Below are 4,621 nucleotides of genomic sequence, written 5' to 3'. Positions count from 1 at the left end.
CCGCCCATGAGCTGGACCCAGTGCTCGACGATGGCCAGGCCGAGCCCGGCGCCCTCGACGTCGCCGCCGGCGCCGGCGCCGCGGAAGAACGGCGTGAAGAGTTTCGGCAGGTCCTCGGCGGGAATGCCGCAGCCGGTATCGCTCACGCAGAAGCGCAGTTGCGCCAGGCCAGCCTGGGGCGCGCGCTCGGTGGCCTCCACCTGCAGGCCGATGCGCCCGTCGTGGGTGAACTTGGCGGCGTTGTCCAGCAGGTTGATCAGCACCTGGCGCAGGCGCTTGGCATCCAGTTGCAGCACCGTGGGGATGTCGCCGGCCAGCGTCAGCCGGAATGCGTTGCGGTTGCGCCGGGCGAGGATGTGCGCGTCCATCGCCACCGCGTCGAGCAGGCCGTGGATGTAGACCGGCTGGACGTCCAGCTGGTCGCTGGAAACGCCGCGGGCATGGTCGATCAGATCATTGACCAGGGCCAGCATGTGGCTCGCGCTGCGCAGGATGACGCCGGCCTTGCGGGTGCCGCGCCCGCCCTCCTCCTGCAGCAGCTGGGCATAGCCGATGATGGAGGTCAGCGGCGAGCGCAGGTCGTGGCTGACCCGCCCGAGGAACTCGACCTTCGCCTGGTTGGCGTCCTTGGCCTTCACCAGCGCCGCCTGCAGCTCCGCGGTGCGCCGGGAGACCGCCTCCTCCAGCCGGGCGTTCTGCCGGCGCTCGCTCTGCAGGCTCTCCCGCTCCATCCATTGCTTGCGCATCTGCTGCTGCAGGCTGAACAGGCCGATGATGCCGACGATGACGCTCAGCCGGAGCATGAGCGCATCGATGCTGAACAGCCCGCTGTAGCCGCGGTTGAGGACGTAGGAAAGGGTGAACCAGAAGCTTTCCGCCCAGCTCAGCAGGAACAGCGCCACCAGGACCTGCCGGCAGAAGTCGCCGCGCAGCCGCAGGGATAGCAGCGACAGCGGCCAGCACGCCAGGATGCAGAGGCTCAGCGCCAGGTTCAGCGTGCGCGCCTGGTTGTTCCCGAGCCCGGGCAGGGCGACGAGCAGCGCCAGGCAGGCGAAGATGCCGGCCAGGTACAGGCGCCGCCAGGTGCCCCGCCCGGCCAGGCCGAGCAGGCGCCGGGCGGCGACCAGGAAGCCGACCAGGGAAACCAGCCAGAAGGCGATGCGCATGCCCGGGCCATGGGCGGACAGCCCGCTGAACAGGTGGAAGGCCAGGTAGCCTTCCTTTTCCGCCTCCATCGCGTAGGCGGCGCCCAGCCACAGGGCGAGCATGGCGAAGCTCCAGTCCAGGCGCAGCAACAGCAGCACGGCCAGGGTGAGCACGCAGCCGAGCAGCATCGACTGGGTCAGCTGCTCGAGGTTGTCCTGGGCCAGCACGGCGCCCATGTCCCACAGGCTCAGGGCCAGGCTCCGGCGGTTCTCGCTGTACACCCGCAGCAACAGCTCGCGGCTCTCCCCCGGAGCCAGCGCCACCGGCAGGAGGTTGCGCCGGCTATGCAGCGAGCGTTCGGCCAGGGGCACCGACAGGCCGACGTGCCAGTGCCCGACGACGCGTTCGCCGGCCGCGTCCAGGCGGTACAGGTCGACCTCGCCGACCCGCCAGGGCGCCACTTCCAGCCAGCGCTCCCAGGCGATGGCATCCGGGTTGGTCAGCCGCAGGCGCAGCCACAGCGTCGACTCCCGCCGCGGCGCGGCCAGGCTTCGCGCATCGGCCGGCTGCCAGCCCTGCCGCCGCCAGGCCTGCGCCGGCGTGAGCACCTGGCCGGGCGCCTCCTCCAGCACCTGGGCGGCGCGGGTCAGGTCGATGTGGGGCTCCTGCAGGTCGCCACGGTTGAGCAGCAGCGACACGCCCACCACCAGCAGCAGCGCCAGGCACCCCAGCAGGGCGGTGAAGGCGGCGCGGGGGTCAGGGCGCATCGCCGGGCTCCAGGTCCAGGCGCGACTGCCGGAACTGACTGGGCGAGAGGCCGTAGCGCTCGCGGAAGGCGGTGGAGAAGTTGGCGCCGCTGGTGAAGCCCACTTCCAGGGCGATGGCCTGGATCGGCAGGCCGGTGCCGCTGAGCAGCACGCAGGCCTCCTTCATGCGCTCCTCGCGCAGGTACTCGAACACCGTCACCCCCACGCACTGGCGGAAGGCCTCGTTCAGGCGCTTGCTGTTGGTGCCCACAGCGTCCGCCAGCTCCTGCAGCTCCGGGGTGTGCGACAGCGAACGCACCAGCAGCTGGCGGGCCGACTGGAACAGGATGCTGTCGAGGTTGCCGACGTGGTTGAGCGGCGTGGACTCGGCCTGCCTGTCCGTGCCCCAGCGGCGCAGGTGGATGGTCAGGCGCAGGCGCACCTCTTCCAGGTTGAAGGGCTTGGAGATGTAGTCGACGGCGCCGACGAGCAGGCCGCGGACGCGCTCCTCTGGGGTGCAGGCGCCGGTCAGGAAGACCACGGGAATGTTCCGCGTATGGGCGTTGGCCTGCATCATCCGGCAGCAGGTCAGGCCATCCCAGACGGGCATCAGCACATCCATCAGCACCAGGTCGGGGTTGACCAGCTGGACCTTCTTGAAGGCGTCCTGGCCGTTGCTCGCCAGGTAGATGCGGCAACCCCGCTGCTGCAGGTATTCGGCGAGCAGCCGGCGCTCGCTCTCGACGTCATCGACGACCAGGATGCGCTGCCCCTCCAGCACATCGGGAATAAAGCTCGGCATTCCGATGAGTTCCTACACGTCAGTCTCCGACCGACCGTTACTTTGCCATTACAGAGCGGGTTTTCCGTATTCGACGAAAATATTTTCCCCGCTGGCAAAGGGCCTCTACGCTCCGGCAGAAGCGCCACTTCCTGGCGCCGAGATAATGGCACTCGACGAAGACAGCCCTTGGCCCACAGGTGCCCCATGCTTAAGCGGATCCACACCGACCAGGTTCGCCTGGGAATGTTCATCCAGTCGCTGGAGGGCAACTGGCTTTCCCACCCCTTCTGGAAGACCCGCTTCATGCTGGAAAACCCCGGCGACCTTCGCGCCCTGCAGAACAGCGGCGTGCAGTGGCTATGGATCGACGATGCCCGCGGCCTGGGCGTCACCGGCACCGCCGATGCCCAAGCGCCGGCGCAGAGCCCCGCGGCGCCTGCCGCAGGCGTCGCCGGCCTGGTCATCGAGCCCGTCATCGAACCGCCGCCGCCCAGCTACCCGGACGAATTCCACGAGGCCGCGCGCATCCTCGAACGCTCCAGGAAGACCCTGATCGGCCTGTTCCACGAGGCCCGCATGGGCCGGGCGATCGACCTGGACCTGTGCCTGCCGCTGGTGGAGGACATCTGCGCCTCGCTGGCCCGCGACGCCTCGGCGCTGATCAGCCTGGCCCGGCTGAAGAACAAGGACGAATACACCTACATGCACTCGGTGACGGTGTGCGCGCTGATGGTGGCCCTGGCCCGGCAGCTCGGCCTGGACGTCGAGGCCCAGCGCGAGGCCGGCCTGGCCGGGATGCTCCACGACATCGGCAAGATGGCCATGCCGCCGGCGATCCTCAACAAGCCCGGCAAGCTCGACGAAGCCGAGCTCGCCATCATGCGTACCCACCCCGAGCGCGGCCACGAGATACTGCGCCAGCACACCCGCCTGTCGGCGCAGGTGCTGGACGTGTGCCTGCACCACCACGAGCGCTACGACGGCACCGGCTACCCGCACCGTCTGGCGGGTAACCAGATCAGCCTGCTGGCCCGCATGGCGGCGATCTGCGACGTCTACGACGCCATCACCTCGGACCGCCCCTACAAGTGCGCCTGGGAAGCCGCCGGCTCCCTGGCCCGCATGGCCAGCTGGGAGGGGCATTTCGACCCGCAGCTGTTCCAGGCGTTCGTCAAGGCCATCGGCATCTACCCCATCGGCAGCCTGGTGCGCCTGGAGTCCGGGCAGCTCGGCGTGGTGGTCCAGCAGAACCCGGAGAACCTGACGCGCCCGCAAGTGAAGGTGTTCTTCTGCACCCACCGGCGCCAGGCGATCGCCAAGGAGCTGCGCGACCTGGCCGACGTGCGCATCTACGACCGCATCGTGCAGCGCGAGGACCCGGCGCGCTGGGGCTTCCGCAACCTGGAGCGGCTCTGGCTGCCCGACGGCCTGGTGCTGCCCGGCACGCTCCCGGAGCGGGACAGGAACGGCGGGCGCCACTGAGCGACGGGTAGCGCACGGGGCGCCACCCGTCCGGGCTCAGACGTGGAAACGCCCGACCAGCGCCTGCAGCTGCCCGCCCAGGCGCGCCAGTTCCACGCTGGAGGCGGCGACCTGCTCGCTGGCGGCGGCGGTCTGCTCGGACACGTCGCGCACGCTCACCACGCTGCGGCTGATTTCCTCGGCCACGGCGCTCTGCTGTTCGGCGGCGGTGGCGATCTGCTGGTTCATCGCCTGGATGCTGGACACGGTGCGGGTGATGCTGCCCAGGGATTCGCCGGCCTGGCGGCTCAGGGCCACGCTGCTGGCGGTCAGTTCGCGGCTGCCGAGCATGGCGCTGGAGACCTGGCGGGTGCCGCTCTGCAGGGCGGCGACCAGGGCCTCGATCTCCTCGGTGGACTGCCGGGTGCGCCGGGCCAGGCCGCGCACCTCGTCGGCCACCACGGCGAAACCGCGGCCCGCCTCG

The 4,621-nt window shown here is 70.0% G+C and carries 4 protein-coding genes; 1 reads left to right on the top strand and 3 read right to left on the bottom strand.

What is annotated here, in order from left to right; genetic code table 11:
* Together DK254_RS34540 and DK254_RS15395 are read right to left on the bottom strand one after the other, a co-directional pair.
* On the bottom strand, positions 1 to 1,913 hold a 1,913-nt coding region (locus DK254_RS34540; protein WP_256595869.1), incomplete at its 3' end, for an ATP-binding protein.
* Positions 1,903 to 2,694 (bottom strand): DNA-binding response regulator, encoded by a 792-nt coding sequence (locus tag DK254_RS15395; RefSeq protein ID WP_109934448.1) that lies wholly within the window; start codon positions 2,692 to 2,694, stop codon positions 1,903 to 1,905. The genes DK254_RS15395 and DK254_RS34540, both read right to left, overlap by 11 nt.
* Positions 2,695 to 2,880: 186 nt before the next feature.
* Between DK254_RS15395 and DK254_RS15390 the strand changes: the two genes are divergently transcribed.
* Positions 2,881 to 4,158 (top strand): HD-GYP domain-containing protein, encoded by a 1,278-nt coding sequence (locus tag DK254_RS15390; protein ID WP_109934447.1) that lies wholly within the window; start codon positions 2,881 to 2,883, stop codon positions 4,156 to 4,158.
* A gap of 36 nt (positions 4,159 to 4,194) precedes the next feature.
* On the opposite strand, the gene DK254_RS15385 is transcribed toward DK254_RS15390, so the two are convergent.
* The coding region (locus DK254_RS15385; RefSeq protein WP_256595868.1) for a methyl-accepting chemotaxis protein at positions 4,195 to 4,621 on the bottom strand (427 nt) is incomplete at its 5' end.

Source organism: Pseudomonas sp. RW407 (assembly GCF_003176655.1).
GTDB classification, from domain to species: Bacteria; Pseudomonadota; Gammaproteobacteria; order Pseudomonadales; family Pseudomonadaceae; genus Pseudomonas; species Pseudomonas delhiensis.
This window is presented reverse-complemented; position numbering and strand designations above follow the sequence as displayed.

Bases quoted from the DNA above. Each gene is read 5' to 3' on its own strand.
- DK254_RS15395 (WP_109934448.1), bottom strand. From the start codon at position 2,694: ATGCCGAGCTTTATTCCCGATGTGCTGGAGGGGCAGCGCATCCTGGTC.
- DK254_RS15390 (WP_109934447.1), top strand. From the start codon at position 2,881: ATGCTTAAGCGGATCCACACCGACCAGGTTCGCCTGGGAATGTTCATC.